General features: G+C 42.8%; 18 protein-coding genes and 1 pseudogene. 4 read left to right on the top strand and 15 right to left on the bottom strand.

Annotated features, from left to right (window positions below; translation table 11 throughout):
- Positions 1-204: 204 nt before the first annotated feature.
- Together istB (AACL30_RS11450) and istA (AACL30_RS11445) are read right to left on the bottom strand one after the other, a co-directional pair.
- Positions 205-1,002: an IS21-like element helper ATPase IstB gene (gene istB / locus AACL30_RS11450; protein WP_339058365.1), complete on the bottom strand. Its 798-nt coding sequence runs from the start codon at positions 1,000-1,002 to the stop codon at positions 205-207.
- A complete protein-coding gene (istA, locus tag AACL30_RS11445) occupies positions 999-2,177 on the bottom strand; it encodes an IS21 family transposase (RefSeq protein ID WP_339056693.1) in 1,179 nt (392 codons plus the stop codon). Before istA (AACL30_RS11445) ends, istB (AACL30_RS11450) begins: the two co-directional genes overlap by 4 nt.
- On the opposite strand from istA (AACL30_RS11445), the gene AACL30_RS11440 reads away from it, so the two are divergent.
- Both AACL30_RS11440 and AACL30_RS11435 read left to right on the top strand, forming a co-directional pair.
- Positions 2,176-2,325, top strand: a complete 150-nt coding sequence (locus AACL30_RS11440; RefSeq protein WP_339056740.1) for a hypothetical protein — start codon at positions 2,176-2,178, stop codon at positions 2,323-2,325. The two genes, istA (AACL30_RS11445) and AACL30_RS11440, sit on opposite strands and share 2 nt — an antisense overlap.
- Positions 2,326-2,640: 315 nt before the next feature.
- Positions 2,641-2,940, top strand: a pseudogene (locus AACL30_RS11435) (LysR family transcriptional regulator); the annotation flags it as partial.
- Between the two features lie 444 nt (positions 2,941-3,384).
- Here the strand turns inward: AACL30_RS11435 and AACL30_RS11430 are convergent.
- From AACL30_RS11430 to AACL30_RS11370, 13 genes are all read right to left on the bottom strand, one after another.
- A complete protein-coding gene (locus AACL30_RS11430; protein ID WP_176488693.1) occupies positions 3,385-3,684 on the bottom strand; it encodes a DNA-binding protein in 300 nt (99 codons plus the stop codon).
- 12 nt (positions 3,685-3,696) lie between these two features.
- On the bottom strand, positions 3,697-4,020 hold the full coding sequence (locus AACL30_RS11425) for a type II toxin-antitoxin system RelE/ParE family toxin (protein ID WP_339056739.1): 324 nt from the start codon (positions 4,018-4,020) through the stop codon (positions 3,697-3,699).
- Between the two features lie 513 nt (positions 4,021-4,533).
- A complete protein-coding gene (locus AACL30_RS16515; protein ID WP_422389604.1) occupies positions 4,534-4,929 on the bottom strand; it encodes a hypothetical protein in 396 nt (131 codons plus the stop codon).
- Positions 4,930-5,524: 595 nt separating this feature from the next.
- Positions 5,525-7,279 (bottom strand): hypothetical protein, encoded by a 1,755-nt coding sequence (locus AACL30_RS11415; protein ID WP_339056737.1) that lies wholly within the window; start codon positions 7,277-7,279, stop codon positions 5,525-5,527.
- A gap of 447 nt (positions 7,280-7,726) precedes the next feature.
- Positions 7,727-10,981, bottom strand: coding sequence for a calcium-binding protein (locus AACL30_RS11410; RefSeq protein ID WP_339056736.1), 3,255 nt, complete (start codon positions 10,979-10,981; stop codon positions 7,727-7,729).
- A gap of 61 nt (positions 10,982-11,042) precedes the next feature.
- Positions 11,043-11,840 (bottom strand): IS21-like element helper ATPase IstB, encoded by a 798-nt coding sequence (gene istB / locus AACL30_RS11405; protein ID WP_339058365.1) that lies wholly within the window; start codon positions 11,838-11,840, stop codon positions 11,043-11,045.
- Positions 11,837-13,015: an IS21 family transposase gene (gene istA / locus AACL30_RS11400; protein ID WP_339056344.1), complete on the bottom strand. Its 1,179-nt coding sequence runs from the start codon at positions 13,013-13,015 to the stop codon at positions 11,837-11,839. Before istA (AACL30_RS11400) ends, istB (AACL30_RS11405) begins: the two co-directional genes overlap by 4 nt.
- Before the next feature lie 130 nt (positions 13,016-13,145).
- Positions 13,146-13,529: a VOC family protein gene (locus AACL30_RS11395; protein WP_339056735.1), complete on the bottom strand. Its 384-nt coding sequence runs from the start codon at positions 13,527-13,529 to the stop codon at positions 13,146-13,148.
- Between the two features lie 165 nt (positions 13,530-13,694).
- Positions 13,695-14,804, bottom strand: a complete 1,110-nt coding sequence (locus AACL30_RS11390; protein ID WP_339056734.1) for a hypothetical protein — start codon at positions 14,802-14,804, stop codon at positions 13,695-13,697.
- A gap of 29 nt (positions 14,805-14,833) precedes the next feature.
- Positions 14,834-15,136, bottom strand: coding sequence for a GNAT family N-acetyltransferase (locus tag AACL30_RS11385; RefSeq protein ID WP_339056733.1), 303 nt, complete (start codon positions 15,134-15,136; stop codon positions 14,834-14,836).
- Between the two features lie 122 nt (positions 15,137-15,258).
- Positions 15,259-16,128 carry an aminoglycoside 6-adenylyltransferase gene (locus AACL30_RS11380; protein WP_339056732.1) on the bottom strand — a complete coding sequence of 290 codons (870 nt, stop codon included), beginning with the start codon at positions 16,126-16,128 and terminating at the stop codon, positions 15,259-15,261.
- Positions 16,129-16,259: 131 nt separating this feature from the next.
- The gene (locus AACL30_RS11375) at positions 16,260-16,763 is read right to left on the bottom strand and encodes a GNAT family N-acetyltransferase (RefSeq protein ID WP_339056731.1); all 504 of its coding nucleotides are present in this window, start codon (positions 16,761-16,763) and stop codon (positions 16,260-16,262) included.
- On the bottom strand, positions 16,738-17,007 hold the full coding sequence (locus AACL30_RS11370) for a DUF1778 domain-containing protein (protein ID WP_339056730.1): 270 nt from the start codon (positions 17,005-17,007) through the stop codon (positions 16,738-16,740). Before AACL30_RS11370 ends, AACL30_RS11375 begins: the two co-directional genes overlap by 26 nt.
- Before the next feature lie 340 nt (positions 17,008-17,347).
- Here AACL30_RS11370 and AACL30_RS11365 point away from each other — a divergent pair, with 340 nt between their 5' ends.
- Positions 17,348-17,614: a DUF1778 domain-containing protein gene (locus tag AACL30_RS11365; RefSeq protein WP_176487236.1), complete on the top strand. Its 267-nt coding sequence runs from the start codon at positions 17,348-17,350 to the stop codon at positions 17,612-17,614.
- A complete protein-coding gene (locus AACL30_RS11360) occupies positions 17,602-18,102 on the top strand; it encodes a GNAT family N-acetyltransferase (protein ID WP_339056729.1) in 501 nt (166 codons plus the stop codon). The genes AACL30_RS11365 and AACL30_RS11360 overlap by 13 nt, the downstream gene beginning before the upstream one ends.
- Positions 18,103-18,167: the final 65 nt, after the last annotated feature.

Raw genomic sequence — 18,167 nt, 5'->3', positions numbered from 1 at the left:
ATCCCGCGCGAATAAACGCAATGCTGAAAACGTAGTAGTGCTATGGAATATGCCTACGCGCGCGATGCGGTATCAGCAAGAATTTATTCGCCTTTGGCATGAGGCAGACGTGCTTTCACCCGCCTATTGACTTATTTAGCGCTACGGATGTCAACGCTACTTTAGATTGACCACTTTTTGCTACTTTAAAATGTCCAGTTTTTGCTAATTTTCCTGTTGGGTTTCTATTCCAGGCGCCTGGATAATATCAGTCGTTTTTATAGGCAACATGCCTGCTTTGCGTTTATTTTTGAGTCGATAGCTTTCTCCTTTAATATTCAATGTGGTTGAATGATGTAAAAGCCTGTCTAAAATCGCAGTTGCTAAAATGTGATCACCGAATACGTCCCCCCAATCAGTAAAACTTTTATTTGATGTGAGAATGATGCTCGCCTTTTCATAACGACGGCTCAATAACCTGAAAAATAGGCTAGCTTCTTCGCGATTCATCGGTAAATACCCGATTTCATCCAGTATTAATACCCTGGCATAGCACAGTTGCTGAAGTTGGCGTTCCAGACGGTTTTCTTGCTTTGCCTTCATTAAGGTACAGCAGAGTCTATCCAGAGGCATAAACAATACCCGATGCCCAGCTGTAGCTGCCTTGACAGCCAGCGCTATCGCCAAATGCGTTTTCCCTACCCCAGGTGGGCCTAACAAAATGACGTTTTCATGATGTTCGACAAACCTCAGCCCCGCCAGCTCGCGGATAATTTTCCTGTCTATACTTGGTTGGAAAGTAAAGTCAAATTGCTCCAAGGTTTTTATCCACGGCAAACGTGCTTGTTTTAACCGCGATTCCAAGCCTTTTTGGTGACGCCCGTTCCATTCCTGGGCTAATGCCTGCTGGAGAAATTCACGGTAGTTCAGTGCTTTCTTGGTGGCTTCTTCACATAAACTCTCCAACGCATCGCCCAGGTAATCCATTTTTAACCGTATCAACAAGTTTTCCATTTCCATCAGAGTAGCTCCTCATACACACTGAGCGAACGAGACGCTACTCGATTGACCTGTTGCCAAAGGGCTTGATGATGTTCTGGCACCTTTTGCCAGCCCTGCGTTACCTCCTGCAAGAGATGCGTCGCGAGCAGTTGCTCATCGCCGTAAATACGTAGCGTATTATCTAAACCGATACGAATATTAACCGCACGACCACACCAGAATGAAGGCACGCTATAGCGATTACCTCTGACATCGATATAGCTGTCCCATGCCACTTGTCGTAGGTCGAAGTAGCTGGTATCGAAATCAGTCGCAGGGAGTGGCATCAAAGCTATTTTTTCCTCAGCAAAACGATTTTCCGGTGTCTGCTTGAATTGACGAAGATGACGCTGGTCTGCCACTTTCGCCAGCCACATCGCTAGCAGTTGATTAACATGAGCGAAACTCTCAAACTGACGGTAGCGAGTGAAAAAATTGTGTTTAACATAGCCCACCATCCGTTCGGTTTTGCCTTTCGTTTGCGGTCGATAGGGCTTACAGGCGCGAGGACTAAACCCATAGTGATTAGCCAGTTGCAGGAAGCCCGCATTGAACTCGATGTGGCCATTTTGTCCATGTTTGATAACAGCGGCTTTTTGGTTATCTACCAAGACATTTTTTACGCTGCCACCGAAGTAATTGAAGCTGCGAACCAGCGATTCATACGTGTGCTCAGCATCTTGCTTAGGGGCAGCAAAGACATGAAAGCGACGCGAAAAACCGAGCGTATTAACGGCAAAATTAACCGTACAGGCAGAGCCTGCCACCTCAACGATGATTTCTCCCCAATCGTGTTGAAGTTGATAACCGGGGAGGGTTTCAAAGCGTACCGTGTTTTTCGAGGCCCTGAGTGGACGCTTCGGATGAATATAACGTCGGAGCATCGCACTCCCGCCGCGGTAGCCTTTTTCACGGATTTCCTCAAAAATAACCGCCGCATTCCAAACCTGTTCACTCAACCTTGAATCGATGTAGTCTTTAAAGGGCTCGAGTTTAGCAACCTGTTTTTTACCGCATTTTGCTGTTGGCGGCGCAGGATAGCTAATGTGCCGTCTCACCGTCTTTTCTGAACACCCTATCTGATGGGCAATATCAACAATAAATGCCCCCTGTTGATGGCGTTGTTTTATCATGTAGTGATCCTCTCTTCTTAGCATGCTTATTTCCCTCATGGCTTTGTCACCACAAAGGAAACTGCATTCTGGCTTGAGTGGACAAATTAAATTAGCAATTTACGGTCTTTTATCATTAGCGCTGACAACGGAATTGGCCGCCTGGCGTCAATGTGAAGCGTTGTGGGTATAAATGATTTCATTGCGTGTTGTTATTTTACGGCGTGAGAAGGAAAAGCAGTGAATAATACGTTTGAGCGATATTAAATAATGGATCTATTTATTTTATGTTATCAAGCGGAAAAATATTTTTCATGTTTAATCATTAAATTTTTCGGCAGGTATTATAAATAAAATATAAGTAAAAATAGAGAGCAATCATTTTTTATAAGAACAGAGTCAATAACATGACATAACGTGTCTTTTTTTAGAGGCGCGCCCTGTCATCATGTTTTAGCTGAAGACTAAGATAACCTTTAAATAAAATTATAAAGTGAAAAAATAAGTTATGATAAACTCAAATCATCCCATAATAAATCTCGATATTAAGCTACTTAGAACTTTTGTCGCTGTGGCGGAGAGAAAAACGTTTTCTGCTACTGCTGAGACAATTTGTCGAACGCAATCTGCGGTAAGTCAACAAATGCAACGTTTAGAACAAGTGATGGGTAAAGAATTATTTATTCGTCATGGCCGTAATAAACGGCTGACAGAATACGGCGTCCAGTTGCTTCATTATGCCCGAAAAATTTTAGCGTTTAATGATGAAGCTTGTCATTCTCTGATTTTAAATCATTTCACGGGTCTTGATATCGCGCAACAAATTGTCAGTTGTAAATCAACGAAATTATCGCCTTGGTAGTCTTTACACTGATAATGTCTAAGCGTTAATTTGATAAATTACGGTTATTTTAATCAATGACAGTAATTATAAAAGTGGCTTGCCGATATTGAATAATATTATTATCAGGTTTATTCCGTTCTGTTTTAGTTAATATCCCTCTTACTATGTAAAATACAAGCGATGAATTACACGGGTGTTTTATGACTGGACAACGTATTTAGAATAAACTGCAAATAAGGGAATTTTTGATCGAAATTCCCGGCAACTATCTGGCAGAATGTTTTCATCGAGTCGTGGTTGAGTAGATCCCAATGGGTTAATGATTTGGATGATTGCCCTAGATTTTTTTATGTTCTCCTCTTAAGGCCAGATTATTGAATACTATCGGCAAAGAGGTCACTGCCTAATTTAATTAGTAGTGATAGGTTGAACAGCAAGACGCAAGCCCATAACACGTAAAATCGCGTTTAAACTTCTGATTTCTGGATTACCCCTCGCAGATAAAGTGCGATAGAGCTGGTTTGAATTCAACTCAGCCTCCTTTGCCACCCGGCGAACACCACCGAAAGCTTTAGCCATCTGGCGCATAGCAACCAGTAATTCGGCTTGTTCACCGTCTTCGAGGATGTCATTAAGCAGCTCAGCTGCATAAGCAGGGTCTTTACGGAATATTTCGGCCATTGCATCGTCGTGTGATCTGTCTTTCATTAGCCCATTCTCCTATCCGCTCTTGCTTTTCCATTCGCGCCAATATTCACATGCGCGGGTTATGTCTGCATCCTGCTTGCGTTTGTCTCCACCGCAGAGCAGCAGAACTATCGTCAAGCCAGCTTTAGCGTAATAGACTCGATAGCCAGGACCAATATCGATGCGTAACTCCCAGACGCCTTCACGTAAAAGCTTGTGGTCGCCGAAATTGCCTAGCTCTACACGCATGATACGTCGGTCAATAGCAATCCTAGCCTTGGTGTCGCGTATCTGCTCACGCCACTCATCAAAAGGGTCGTTTCCATTGTTATCGATGTAGTGTCGTATTTCATTCATATCTTACATTGTCGTTTATAAACGATAATATATCAAGTTAAATGCAGATGTTGTTGTATTTATATCGGGAGCAAGTCAGGATACACATGTAATTGACCAGTTTCATTTTTAAAAAGGGCGTTTATCCCTTGTCAGGCTTAGGTTTTATGGTTTGTTATTCAAATCTAATTTGAATACAGTATCGATTCGAAACCGACCGGTTTCGGACACCCACGGTCAACAATGTACAAAAGTAAGGATAATTAATTTCGTACCTATGATATAATTCGTACATATATTTCGTACGGAAATAACCTGATCCTAATTATTTATTATCTTTTATTAATTTTTATCATTAAACTATAATTCAAGGCGGATAGAAACGTTGCTCAATCTATTTTTATAACAAAAGCTAGAGATAATGTTTTGCTCTTTATTTTTGACCGCAAGTGAACCCATCAAATGTCGATATTCGTTGCGGTTTCGAGTGGCCTATTATAGAAAATAATTCAGAGCACAGGAAATTGCTTTGAGTTATTCTTTATTGGAAAATAAATTTGTCGGTACTATAAATGGCAGAAAGATAATGATGACACTAATGCAAGTAAAAAATATAGATAAAATAGAATTATCTAAAATCGCTGCCATAACACCAGGAAAAAAAGACAGAATAGCCGTCGTCCAGCCAGGTAAACCGATATCTCTAAATCTCTTTGCTGTTATATTTAATAGAGAGAAAAAATAAAGCAATATAACTAATATACTGGAGAATGCAGAAGTAATACCTGTGAGGCTTGACGTCGTCATCTCTGAAAATAAAAAAATTGTGGGTGCATCATGAAAATTTCCAACATTCATAAATGAAATAATAAACGAAATAGTAAAAGAAATAATAAACGAGAGAAAAAATGAAAGTGCTATTGAAAACATGTTGTAAAGTAAAAAATTTAGCCTCTGTATTTTTCCAGTCATACATTCACAAAACAATATCCTAAGCATGTTCATGCTGTTCTCACTATAGAAATAGATGTATATCTATATTGATATTAGTTGATACCATCCTGCAGCTTTATATTTATTATTTTTTATGAATAATTCATTATTGAATAATAATCCATGACTAATCATGTAACTTGTTTAAGGCGCAGTAAAGTGGCAACAAGGCCTAGCGCTCCGGAACTCGCGCCCTGACGCAAAAATTAAAAATAGCTTTGTTTTTATAAAGTTTATTTCTTCATATTTTATTCATTCAGTCAGTTCCTAGAATAGCCAGAGTCGGAACTAAAAAGGCCATATTCACTTAAAGTTGTCGTTGAAATCTACTCAAATTGGATAGTAATATCAACCACGAATTATAAGTAGGAACTAGAAGATGTTCGAATAAAAAAATACCAAACGAAAAGGGAATTTGTAGAAAAAATCAGTGATTTTTAGATTTTTGCGTCAGGGCGTGAGTTCCGGAGCGCTAGGCCATGAAAGTACTGGATTAGCTGCTTAGGATTGCCCCACACTTTTTTATGCTCTCCTACTGAAACAAAGCCACTTTATGACCATTGGTGACAGCTTTAAGCCAATCAGCACTGTTAGCTTTTATCCATGAGTCTAAGCAATAGTCATATATCATTTTATTCTTTTTTGACCACTGATTCATTTTGGTTTCAAAGCATTGTGTGTATTGACTCGCTTCACAGACGATTCCAGCCCAGGGATCAACAACCCAGCACCCATCATAATCTGAAAAATGAACGTTGTCAGTTGCCGTATTAGGAGGAATACCTACTAACGTAAACGCATGTGTTCCCTTATCATCAACTCTGTATTGCTTTGCATATCCTCCACTTGCATTGATTAATTGGGCAGCAATTCCGGCCATTTCACTACAATTTCCTACCGCCATCTCCCAGGCATACCTATAGTTCGGTGACCCTTTATCTTTATCTGTTTGATTTATTTTTTTTCTAACATCAGGAAGCTTAAGATTAGCTAGTTCCATGCGTTCTACACTTTCAGCATTGCCGAAGTTATACTTGTTTGCTGATTTTATACCGATATTTTTAAATCGATTTCTTACCAGGCCAAATGCGGTTCTTGCAAAGTATTCGGTTCCATTATTTTTCAGCGTATCGACATTTTTCTTAAAAATTTGAATAATACTGGAAAAATTTTCCTGTATCTCTTGAGATTTTTGTTTTTTTTCACCGTCATTAGTCGCCGAACTATCAGTGATACCTTTTTTTACTAAAAATTTATTAATTCGGCTAGATTCTTCTTTTTTTTGCTCTAAGCTTGATGTAACAGATGTTAATATTGCTGGCGAGTTGCTGGTTCCATCAGGAATTTTGCTTTTTATGTTACTTATTATTGTAATTGAATAGTTAGAAGATGAAGTTTCAGCGTAGGTTTTTTTTACATTTTTCTCCATTGCTTCTTTTTTTCTTAGATGTGCTTCCAACTCCTGGAAAGTAAAATTTCTACTGTTGTTTTCAGGACTCGTATTCTCTGCGCTACTTGCTATTTTGAATTTATACTGAGATGAAGAAGTTTGACAGAAATAAACTTTCCTTCCATTTAAATTAGGTAAATTAATAAATTTTCCACATCCAGCAAGCATCTGAGTGCCCAAAATACTAGGAGCAGCGGCAGTCAGCTCGATGAGATTATTGAGCTGCATTTTATCATTGAGTTCAACCCATGAACCGTTTTGCGGAGTTAACTGTGTTATTTTATCGGTGATAAATTGTTTTAATTGTTCCTGTTTCTTTATTAATGAGACCTGTTCAGGCGCATCAGCAATAATACCTTCCTGTTTTATGTCACCATTGATTTCAGCAATCACAACTTGCTGAAATTCATTAAAATTTATCAATTCACCGAACTCTTCACCAAAGCAATGATCGTAAGTTGCTCTAATCAAAATTTTTTCTTTTGATACTCGGAATATATCTATTGAATAGATGTTCGATAATGTTTCAGGATTAATAAAAGCGAGCTGTCCTTTAAGAGAGAAGGAGCGCATTAAGAACTGATAAAAATGGGATTGTTTGGTATTATGGAAGTAGTCACTTATCTTAGATTCAACTAATTTTTTTTTCAGCTCATGATAATAAGGAATATCTGGGCAATTATTTTGCTTACTATAAGTTTCTGTTACTCGTGCTGTGCTGTTCTGTGCTGATTCACATTGACTCAGATTAGATTGATTTATTTTATTAGCTGTATTTATCTGGCTATAAATATTACTGGTTACTTTGCTAGAAGCTGAAGAAAAAACAGAAGACATAATGTTATTTATATTTTGATTAATGGATTGAATTAATCGTATGACTATATAAAAAAATCAAGCATAACACTTTCAAAAAACGTTTTTTTCAGCATTCACTGGAATTATGTGAATTATTTTCGGTATGGATTGAATTATTTACGCAACTATTTATTAAATTTTTCTTATTATACAAGGGCTCCGTTTGGGAAAAAAATCTTTTACGTTGAGACTGATCATCCCCGAGTGCCTACCTAACTATCAAATCTCTTTGGATGTTTTGATTAAGTAGTTATGACAGTACTTTTGATAGGTCTTTTACAAGATAATCAAATGGTATACTATTTGAGACGGCACAAAAAGTGCAGTTAAACAACTATCAGATATCATTGATCTTAATGAATCCTTGGGGTTTGGATTAAGTAAAGTAACCAAAACCCCAGATCAAGAGGGATCAGGCTAGATCCATTAATGTGATGACAACGGATTTGCTGCTAAATTTGGGTCACGGGTGAATAGACTCGGATTCACAGATGACGTAGCTTCCCGTTCAGACGAAGGGAATGAAGGGATCATCTGCACTAATCGCGCGATATCATCACCGCGCATTTCATCTCTGCCCATCTTTATTTTCTCAATTTGAAAAGCAGATGATTTGAAGTAGTGCTTAACGGTTATCCTGTCGGTATCCTTGGCAAGGAATGTAATTTGCAAGTCGTTTCCTGCTCTTTTAAACCGCAAATCATTGTGGGTTATCCCTTCATCAAAGAGCAAAGTATCATGGCCGCCTGCATCATTAATCAGATCATCACCATCCCCCTGGCCATAACGATAGGTATCATCCCCTTCACCGCCCATCAGCTGATCATTGCCGGTACCGCCTAGCAGAATATCGTTTCCGACATCACTAAACAGTTGATCATCGCCTTCCCCTCCTTCGAGGGTTTTTCTGCCTGATCGACTGGCTATTAATATATCGTTGCCCGCATCGCCATATAACCTGCGATCACATTCGCTGCTATCAAAAACCGTGTCGTCACCGGCCAGTGCATGGAAACTCCCTTCTGCCAGGATGATGGCGCCCGATAACAGAATACTGTCATCGCGCTCCGTTGCCTGAATTTCACTTTGTTTCTGACCAAGATAAGCCTGACCCTGTTCATCCACATCCAAAGTGTAGGAACCCCCCCGTTTATCCACCACCGTGATATGACGGTAACGCGCGTCGAGCATAAAGTTGCGCAGACCAATTTTAAATTGACCCAAGGCCGGGCTGGCGTGACTTAACACAATATCGTTACCTACCTGGCTGATTTTACTGATTTGCTCAATCGCTACCGGCAAGATCAACCAATCTGACTGGGGATTGGGGTGAGGATCCTCATTATCGATCCAGATCATTCTGGGCGTGTCACCTTGGTTTTCGTCAAGATGGATAATGTAGCTATCAGTACCGCCTTTTCCCTGCAACTGGTCATTTCCCCGGCGGCTATGTAACTGATTATTGGCATTGTCGCCCACCAAATAATCATTAAAAGGCGTATCTTCCGCCACCAATTGCATAAAGGTCGGCAGCGATAGTGTGGCACCCGCGACCGTAATTTTTCCCTGGCCATTATTCTGCGCCAAGCGAATAGGGCTATCTGCCGGTTGCGGAGCCTTAAAGAAATTCAGGCTGCTGGCTCGGTGATCATGTGCAATGCTGTATTGCGCGTTAAAAATCGGCGAAAACGACCCATTGCCCTCATCATCTTGCGCGATACTGTCTGGCCATCCCGAGAGCAATAATACCCCGTCACGGGTTGACAGCAGGTAGCGGTTAGCTAAGGTGAGATATTTGCTGTTTTCATTATTACGCTGGTAAGCGTCCTTTAATAACAGCGTGGTGTGTGTGCCATTGTTATTGCGCAGCCTGATCGCGACCTTTACCGGGTATCTCTCATCTCCATCGCCCCCTGAAATGATACGAATAGATTCTATCTGATCGACATGATGACTGAGCATGATATTACTCACTTCTCCTGCCAATTCACTGTCACTTAATGAGATTTCGACGTCTTTTTCTTGTGAATTTTGCAAAATACAGTAAGTATCTATGCCAGTGCCGCCATTGGCCTCCCCTGCCGCCAATGTCAATACATCATCTCCTCCCAGGCCAAACAGCTTGTCTTCCCCTCCTTGACCATCAAGCTGATTGTTATCCTCATTTCCTATCAGCACATCATGGGTTTCACGATGTCCGATAACATGCTCAATATTAAAAACCTCAGCGACCAGACCTGTTATGCCTCGATAGCGGATCTCACCCCGTTTAAGATCGATGAGATAACCGTAAGCGGCCAGCGGTTTGCCACGGGCAACCAGCGTGTCGTGCTCTTTTGTCGGAGAAAAGGGGGCATTTGAATCGCTGGCTAATGCACTGCCGCCATCCAGTCGACTCGGATTAGCAGGCATCGCCGTGCAGTCCAGATAGAAAATATCCGATAATCGGCCGCCGGTATAATTTTTTCTCCCCGCGCCGATATTAATATTAAAACTATTTCTTTTGTTGCGATGACCGATAGCGATATCGTCACCGTCACCGAGATCAAACAGAGCCACCATCTCTTCACTGTCAGCGAGCGCCTCCTGTGGAGGATGGGCTAAAACCGCTTTTCTGACGGTGCTGGCCGGGGAAAGCGGCGCATTGGCATCAACGAAATCATTGATACCATAAAGCTGAGTTGGGATAAAACTTACGCTATCTTTATACGTAAAACCGCCATTAAGCACCAAATAATAAGGTGTCGCATTTTGTAGAAGACCTACCACGCTAAGATCCAGCTCTCTTTTAACGTATTCCTTCAGATGGAAATCACCCCGACTGTAATAGTAACTCTCGAGCCGTTGTAAGGGAGAAGCTTGTTTCAGCAATGTATCCGCATATTTTTCTAATAACTTGTCATATTCTTGACGTATTGCTGGCTTCTCTACCTGTTCTGTCCACCGTCTCTGCACCTCGGGTGTCAAATTTTCCCCTAAAAATAGCCGCCAACCATTCTCCCAGCTTTCAATGGTCGTCAGTGTGATATGTCGCTTGATGGCTTCAATCTGGCGCACGGCGGAATAAATTTGAGCACTGGCGATAATCGCCGCGCCCAGCGCAAGACCCAAGGGGCCTGCAACCACAGCGGCGGTTCCGCCAATGGCAAAGGCAATATTCACCCCGATGCCAACCGCCGCTCCCAGCACCGAAAGTGAGCCATTCACCATCAGATCTTGCCGAATTTCGGGATCAGTGGTCTGCGCCAATTGGGAAAATGATCGGTAAGCATTGTAAATGTCAAAGCCGCTCGCCAATACACCTAACGCAGGCGCGCCCATTCTGGCGAATTTGCTCCCCGCATTGAAGCTAATCTGCCCGAGGCGAGAGCCTAATATCTCCAGTCCCACGGTTGCCCGACTCGCGCCCAGCCTGCTAGCAAGAAAAGGCGCAAAGGGTCTGAGGCCACATTGTGCAATCTCGATAACCGGCGTAGGTCCTGTACGCGCCAGATAGCCCCCCAATTTAGCCAGGCCGTATTGGCTACCATCAATCAAAAAGTTAGATGTCAGTGAGGCGATAGCGAAATTGCGTTCAAAGCGTAAATCCCGCTTTTCTTCCTGGGTCAAATCAGTGCGATTGAGCAGCCGGTTATAGTTAATCAGATCCTGTATCCCGCGGGTGTAGCCATAACCTTGCATCAGCCTGTCAACGCTACTTTAGATTGACCACTTTTTGCTACTTTAAAATGTCCAGTTTTTGCTAATTTTCCTGTTGGGTTTCTATTCCAGGCGCCTGGATAATATCAGTCGTTTTTATAGGCAACATGCCTGCTTTGCGTTTATTTTTGAGTCGATAGCTTTCTCCTTTAATATTCAATGTGGTTGAATGATGTAAAAGCCTGTCTAAAATCGCAGTTGCTAAAATGTGATCACCGAATACGTCCCCCCAATCAGTAAAACTTTTATTTGATGTGAGAATGATGCTCGCCTTTTCATAACGACGGCTCAATAACCTGAAAAATAGGCTAGCTTCTTCGCGATTCATCGGTAAATACCCGATTTCATCCAGTATTAATACCCTGGCATAGCACAGTTGCTGAAGTTGGCGTTCCAGACGGTTTTCTTGCTTTGCCTTCATTAAGGTACAGCAGAGTCTATCCAGAGGCATAAACAATACCCGATGCCCAGCTGTAGCTGCCTTGACAGCCAGCGCTATCGCCAAATGCGTTTTCCCTACCCCAGGTGGGCCTAACAAAATGACGTTTTCATGATGTTCGACAAACCTCAGCCCCGCCAGCTCGCGGATAATTTTCCTGTCTATACTTGGTTGGAAAGTAAAGTCAAATTGCTCCAAGGTTTTTATCCACGGCAAACGTGCTTGTTTTAACCGCGATTCCAAGCCTTTTTGGTGACGCCCGTTCCATTCCTGGGCTAATGCCTGCTGGAGAAATTCACGGTAGTTCAGTGCTTTCTTGGTGGCTTCTTCACATAAACTCTCCAACGCATCGCCCAGGTAATCCATTTTTAACCGTATCAACAAGTTTTCCATTTCCATCAGAGTAGCTCCTCATACACACTGAGCGAACGAGACGCTACTCGATTGACCTGTTGCCAAAGGGCTTGATGATGTTCTGGCACCTTTTGCCAGCCCTGCGTTACCTCCTGCAAGAGATGCGTCGCGAGCAGTTGCTCATCGCCGTAAATACGTAGCGTATTATCTAAACCGATACGAATATTAACCGCACGACCACACCAGAATGAAGGCACGCTATAGCGATTACCTCTGACATCGATATAGCTGTCCCATGCCACTTGTCGTAGGTCGAAGTAGCTGGTATCGAAATCAGTCGCAGGGAGTGGCATCAAGGCTATTTTTTCCTCAGCAAAACGATTTTCCGGTGTCTGCTTGAATTGACGAAGATGACGCTGGTCTGCCACTTTCGCCAGCCACATCGCTAGCAGTTGATTAACATGAGCGAAACTCTCAAACTGACGGTAGCGAGTGAAAAAATTGTGTTTAACATAGCCCACCATCCGTTCGGTTTTGCCTTTCGTTTGCGGTCGATAAGGCTTACAGGCGCGAGGGCTAAACCCATAGTGATTAGCCAGTTGCAGGAAGCCCGCATTGAACTCGATGTGGCCATTTTGTCCATGTTTGATAACAGCGGCTTTTTGGTTATCTACCAAGACATTTTTTACGCTGCCACCGAAGTAATTGAAGCTGCGAACCAGCGATTCATACGTGTGCTCAGCATCTTGCTTAGGGGCAGCAAAGACATGAAAGCGACGCGAAAAACCGAGCGTATTAACGGCAAAATTAACCGTACAGGCAGAGCCTGCCACCTCAACGATGATTTCTCCCCAATCGTGTTGAAGTTGATAACCGGGGAGGGTTTCAAAGCGTACCGTGTTTTTCGAGGCCCTGAGCGGACGTTTGGGATGTATATAACGTCGGAGCATCGCACTCCCACCCCGGTAGCCTTTTTCACGGATTTCCTCAAAAATAACCGCCGCATTCCAAACCTGTTCACTCAACCTTGAATCGATGTAGTCTTTAAAGGGCTCGAGTTTAGCAACCTGTTTTTTACCGCGTTTTGCTGTTGGCGGCGCAGGATAGCTAATGTGCCGTCTCACCGTTTTTTCTGAACACCCTATCTGATGGGCAATATCAACAATAAATGCCCCCTGTTGATGGCGTTGTTTTATCATGTAGTGGTCCTCTCTTCTTAGCATGCTTATTTCCCTCATGGCTTTGTCACCACAAAGGAAACTGCATTCTGGCTTGAGTGGACAAATTAAATTAGCAATTTACGGTCTTTTATCATTAGCGCTGACAGGTTGCAACAGTGGCTACGAAATCGACCTAATCCAAGTCTACGGGAGATACTCGAATAATATGACCATCGGGGTCTTTAACCAGGAAAGTACGACCAAAGACTTCATTGTAGGGTTTCTTCACAATATTAATGTTGTCGTTCTTTTCCCATTTCTCAAAGAGGCGATCTACATCTTCGTTAGATGGCAAGAGAATGCCGATCTCAGAGAACCGAGGAGTAGCAATCTCTGGGGTTGTTCCACCTGTCCAAACGGTAAACAGTGCTTTACCGCTGTCGTCAGCGGCAAATGTCACATAGCGTGGGCTCGAAAACACGGGATCAGCATTGAAAATAGTTTTGTAGAATGCTACCGAACGTTCGATATCCGATACGTAAACAAGCTGAAGGTTGGGTTTAGGGGATACTGTCACTATGTACTCCTCTTCAAGGGTGGGAATAAGCTGTTGTAATGTGAATATCAGCCGAAGTTGGCTCGATTAAAGCCGCTAACACTGCTATTTGCAACAGTGCCGATTCAACCAGTAAATGTAACCCTAAAATTATTATTTATGCATAAAAGGTCATAACCTATTAATTTACAGAGTGTTCCTTGAACGGTTCTGCTTATCTAACCATCCGACCACATAAGCACGATATTCATCAAACCATTCATCTACCTGCATCCCACCAAGATCTGTATTGACATTTGACCAATGAGGGCCTCGTTTAAAAAGCCAATTAAGAAATAGACTGAAAAATCCGTTTTTGCCAAAACCCTCTATTTTTGCAGCAAAATAAGCATCATCAGAAAAGGCACTATGCTGGACATGAGGGATCCATACAGTCGCATTTTGGATTTTGTTCAACTGATCGGCAACATCTTCCTGGTATTGCATCATCCCTCTGATGAACAGGACAGGTTTGCCAAATGGATTAGGCGGTACACCGACACGCCCAAAAACTTCGCGTTCGGTAATTTTTGAATCTATATCTACAATTGCTTTAATTCTGGGGTCGGTAAATCCCATAATATGTGCCACATTTGCCCCTAAGCTACGACCCATAAGGATGACTTTATCAGGATCCAATGTCGAGCTGATCCCTCCCAACGTTTTTAAATTATCTAAAACATAAGCAATGTCGTTGATATATCCTTCAATGACTTCATCGTCGTAAGCGTAACGATAGTCCCGGTTCCTTGAAACATTCCATGCATCTTTAAAAGTCGGAGCAATTTTGCTGCCGTCAGGAAATTTCACAAAATTAGTCACATAAGATTGATCCATCGCAAGAACGGCATATCCTTGTGAAGCAAGTTCTTCGTACAAAACAGTTTCTCTCTGCCGTTCTTCACCACGACCAGGGATAGCGATAATCAGTGGGAATTGTTGAGATATGATGGGCACGGCGTTGGGTTTAGCAAAAGAGATGACCTTTTCCCCCTCTACTATGCCCTCTTCAAGAGTGCCTGGCATATAAGGATAAGCCCCTGAATGACACATAGCGGGGTAAAAAAATTGTACCATCCAACGTCTTGTTTCATTTCCTCTCAGCATTAGACGCAAAGGATCCTGCAGCTCTATCGCTTGCGTACCAACAGAGTAGATACCCGTTGGCTTAGGAAGGGTGAGTTCTTTAGCATACAGGGAGAGAATATTGAAAAGTAAGCTCATCAAAATAGTGCAAAGTATCACAAAAAATTTCATGCTGACCTCAAAATAACCTTTTCTCCATTTTAAAATCGGAAAACGTGTTGTTGAGACAGGAACTGGAAGCCTTTCTTTTCGAAAAATGGCCTTGCAGTAATGCTGGCTTCAGTAAACAGCAGTAAAACACCATTGTTAGCAGCATCTTGTTCAGTGGCAGCCAGAAGTAAAGAAGCCACTCCCTTACCCTGGTAAGCCGGATGTACAAACAACATATCAAGATGACCTTCAGGTCCGAGACTCGTAAACCCAATTATTGTTTTTTCGAGTACAGCCACCCACGTTAGCTGACCGAGGCGGCGTTGAGCAAACACCTGGCGATCAATATTCAACCAGCGATTTGTTCGGTATCGTAGTCTCTGGATGCGACATATCGTACAGCACCTGTAAATACATCAATGACATCATCAAGATCAGTTGGCTGATATGTGCGCAATAATAGATCGGTATATTTTCAGCGTATCACCTCCGGATGCTGCGATAAAAGCTTCCGATTAAGCGTTTTTATACGGTTTTCGCATTCCTGTGGGTAGCAGAGGCCGGTATATTCCGCAACTTCCCGACCAAGCCGCCCATATAGCTGTATCGTTGCCTCAAATGCGCGTTGTGCATCAGTCGCGTCAAACTGCCCAAAAGTTTCCTGCAGCTCAATCCACGTTTGTGGGGCAACCCATTCATGCATACGTAAACCGTTATGCCAGATATCTACAGGTTTAGGGCTGCAGGCAATGGCATGCCATTCCAGCATACACAACAAGAGCTCTTTCATCGTATTATCACGTAGCTTAACCATCCAGAGTTCACCGCGGGCAAGATACTTAGGAATATGAAAGGCTTCAAACCAGAATTCTTCAACCGAGGTTCTGAATGAATATTGTGATGGCAGAGTCCTGCCGGGAAAGCCATATGATGTTGCTGGTAGTCCCGCGGTTATCGCCGTTTTGTCGAGCAGGATACGATAACCACGTTCATAAAGTTCACAGAGCTTTCCTTCGTCAGCCATACCGCGAACACGCTCAATGCCAGCCAGTGTGAAATCAACTTTCACACCATCGCGATAAATGGCGAGGCGGGTTGCCCATTCCTGATCACTATTAGGATCGAGGCGCAGCACAGTAATCAGCTCGCCAATTTTATTCATCCATTGGTCATCGTTCATCAGGACTTCAGGGTTGGATGTGATGATTTCGATATCAATGTCTGAAAGAATATCCGCAGAATTATCATTCCTTGCCAGGGAGCCGGTTTGAATCAATGCCTGTACACCGTCGGCGTTCTTCGCCCATTTGACAATCGCTTCCAGATCCTCATCTTGAGACTTCATCTGATATCCTTGGATTTTCCGCATGTCCAGCCAAAACTAGCAATGACTGATATTTTAGATTTTTGCGTCAGGGCACAAGTTCCGGAGTCTTAGGCCTAAAAGTGGAAATTAATTCACAGTGGTACTCCAATTCATGTACCAAGTGATAGATAAAGGGTCATCGGGTGATCACGGCAGGAGGTAAATCCGTAATGCTCATAGAACGCTTTGGCTCGTTCTCCCTTTGCACCGACCACCAAAGCATATGCAGCTACCTGTTTCTTCGCCTCTAAACAACGCTCAACGGCACACCCAATGAGGAGTCGTCCCAAGCCACGCCTGCGATGGGCAGAATGTGTCGCTAAACGTCCTAGGCGAAAGCACGGCACTGGGTAACGCGGTAGTTTTCGCTGTGTACGTTCATCCATTTGAATCACATCGATTTGAGCGGCGCTCAAACTGTAGTAACCCAATATGCTCTCAGGTACGTCAGTGTCGACCAACACACGTACTACGGCAATACCTTTTTTGCTTTGTTGTACGGCGAAACGATGAATATATTCGTCAAGCTCAGCAACGCCGCAGGTAAAGGATTGGCGGTTATGACGATGTGGATCGAGTAATTGATCTTCAAGCACGAGAAACCTTTTGCGCAATACTTATTGCGTTTTGCAACGCGGCATTAGGTGAAAATGCCACATTAAGCGCTGACGTGAATGCCTGGAAATCTTGATCTGACATCGTGATGCGGGATTCTCTATCTAACAGTTCGCGCGCTTTTTCTTTGGCGGCGGCTCGTACAAATGCAGCCATCGTGGTGCCTACTAAAGCCGCAGCGCGAGAAACAACCTTTTTTTCATTGATATCCATTTTTAAATCAAATCGGGCAGTGGTAGACATACTAACCTCCTAAAATACGGCAAATTTACGTATACGGAAATATACCGTATAGATAAACAGCAAACAAGTGTCACTTAGGATTTTCATGGTCAATTTTCAGTTCCTTGCGGCTGATGGTAAGCGGGATTGGTGATCCTATGCCTGGCTAGATAGTTGATAGTTACCTAAAAGGAAAGCACTTAGTGGTTTTCCGATGCCACGTGAAACGATAAAATTAAGGTATTCATTTTTTGTTTGTTCTTTCACTGAAATTTAAATAGATGTGAATTAATTTTAATTTGCGTCTATCCATTGGTTACATTAAAATGTGTATCTATTAGATATACACGAGGCGTTTGTTATGTACAGAACAGCACCGATCAACATGCGTGTTAAGCCCAGCCAGCATGCATTATTAACCAAAGCCGCTGCGCTCCTTCATAAGGATAGAAGTGCTTTTATTCTGGATGTTGCCTGCCGAGAAGCAGAAAATATCCTCTTGGATCAGCGTCTTTTCTGTTTGAATGAAGAGAAATTTAAGGCATTCGAAGCCGCGCTAGTTACTCCTCTCGCTAGCAACGCCAAGCTTAAGGCGTTATTAACGGAGCTATCACCTTGGGAAAAATAACGGCTCCAGTACTGCTCAGTGCTGAGTACGATACAACCTCATTTAATAGTGGGGTGCTTTCTCTGGATGAATGGCTTATCAAGCGTGCATTGAAAAACCAGAACACCGGAGCCAGCCGGACTTTTGTCATTTGTGAGAATAACAGGGTAGCAGGTTACTATGCCCTCGCGACCGGTAGTGTTGAACGATGGGTCGTGCAAAATTCAATCGCTCGAAATATGCCTGATCCAATACCTGTCATTGTGTTGGGAAGATTAGCTATTGATAGGCAATATCAACGGCGGCGGTTGGGTGCTGCCTTGCTCAAAGACGCTATGTTGCGAACGTTATCTGTTGCTCAAAGTGTGGGTGTTAGATGTCTATTGGTGCATGCTATTTCAGAGGAAGCCAAGAAATTTTATCTAAACTATGGCTTCCTAGTATCACCTATCGAACCCATGACTTTAATTTTGCCCATCCAGCATATCAAAGGCTATTTTACAGAGTAGTATTATTGATATAGCCAGCTGCACGGGTTATCACAGATGTTCACCAGTCAGTCAAAATAGGGGAT

This window comes from Candidatus Regiella endosymbiont of Tuberolachnus salignus, from assembly GCF_964020115.1.
Classification (GTDB): Bacteria; Pseudomonadota; Gammaproteobacteria; order Enterobacterales; family Enterobacteriaceae; genus Regiella; species Regiella insecticola.
Note: the sequence above shows the minus strand (reverse complement) of the source record. Positions and strands in the feature narration are given on the sequence as shown.

Coding starts and splice junctions, on each gene's coding strand:
- AACL30_RS11440 (WP_339056740.1), top strand. CDS start 2,176: ATGCTTATTTCCCTCATGGCTTTGTCACCACAAAGGAAACTGCATTCT.
- AACL30_RS11430 (WP_176488693.1), bottom strand. CDS start 3,684: ATGAAAGACAGATCACACGACGATGCAATGGCCGAAATATTCCGTAAA.
- AACL30_RS11370 (WP_339056730.1), bottom strand. CDS start 17,007: ATGTCTACCACTGCCCGATTTGATTTAAAAATGGATATCAATGAAAAA.
- AACL30_RS11390 (WP_339056734.1), bottom strand. CDS start 14,804: ATGAAATTTTTTGTGATACTTTGCACTATTTTGATGAGCTTACTTTTC.
- istA (WP_339056693.1), bottom strand. CDS start 2,177: ATGCTAAGAAGAGAGGATCACTACATGATAAAACAACGCCATCAACAG.
- AACL30_RS11415 (WP_339056737.1), bottom strand. CDS start 7,279: ATGTCTTCTGTTTTTTCTTCAGCTTCTAGCAAAGTAACCAGTAATATT.
- AACL30_RS16515 (WP_422389604.1), bottom strand. CDS start 4,929: ATGTTTTCAATAGCACTTTCATTTTTTCTCTCGTTTATTATTTCTTTT.
- AACL30_RS11365 (WP_176487236.1), top strand. CDS start 17,348: ATGTACAGAACAGCACCGATCAACATGCGTGTTAAGCCCAGCCAGCAT.
- AACL30_RS11425 (WP_339056739.1), bottom strand. CDS start 4,020: ATGAATGAAATACGACACTACATCGATAACAATGGAAACGACCCTTTT.
- AACL30_RS11410 (WP_339056736.1), bottom strand. CDS start 10,981: ATGCAAGGTTATGGCTACACCCGCGGGATACAGGATCTGATTAACTAT.
- AACL30_RS11380 (WP_339056732.1), bottom strand. CDS start 16,128: ATGAAGTCTCAAGATGAGGATCTGGAAGCGATTGTCAAATGGGCGAAG.
- istA (WP_339056344.1), bottom strand. CDS start 13,015: ATGCTAAGAAGAGAGGACCACTACATGATAAAACAACGCCATCAACAG.